The organism is Paenibacillus vulneris (assembly GCF_039543185.1).
In the GTDB taxonomy this organism is placed as follows: domain Bacteria; phylum Bacillota; class Bacilli; order Paenibacillales; family NBRC-103111; genus Paenibacillus_S; species Paenibacillus_S vulneris.
Genome location: NZ_BAABJG010000057.1, coordinates 1 through 630, shown reverse-complemented (window position 1 = coordinate 630; position 630 = coordinate 1). Strand labels below are relative to the sequence as shown.

Annotated in this window: 1 protein-coding gene; it reads left to right on the top strand. The window is 50.2% G+C overall.

Annotated elements, in window-relative coordinates; genetic code table 11:
- Window positions 1-585: DUF3102 domain-containing protein (locus ABEA66_RS35850; protein ID WP_345595307.1), on the top strand; the 585-nt coding region annotated here is incomplete at its 5' end.
- Window positions 586-630 lie beyond the last annotated feature (45 nt).

Genomic DNA, 630 nt, shown 5'->3' with positions numbered 1-630 from the left:
ATTACAGCCGAGATCAACTCGTATAAGCAAATCGCTGGCAACGCTATTTTCGAAATAGGGAGGCGGTTGAAACAGGTAAGGGATGCTAAGATGGACAGCACAGACTTAAAGGAACGCACACTCGCCGAGCAACGAGAACAGGCAGGTGGATGGATACGATGGCTATCTGAGAGTGTGGATTTTACTCGAATGCACGCGCACCGATTTATTACAGTGTACGAGACATTCGGTAATGATGTAACCTCGGGGTTACAAATGGGCGTAAAGGTTCTTTATGAAATCGCCACACTTCCGGCAGAGGAGCGCGAACGTCCGCATACAATTCCGTCTACCGGAGTCACAAAAACAGTCGACGAAATGACCGTACGGGAACTACGAGAGGTTAAAGCGGCGTTGAAGAAGGCGGAGGAAACTGCAGAAGCTGAGCGAAAAGCACGGGAACGAGCCGAGAATGAAGCGGAGGTACTTCGCCAGACTATCGATAGCATCGAAGAACAGCCGCCCAGGATCGAGTACGTGCGCGATGCCTCTGAAACTGAACGATTAAGAAGATACGAAGATCGGTTTGGCGATATTGAGACGTAAGATGTGCGCGAAACACTTCGGCGGGTGCGTAATAACTTTTGCGCC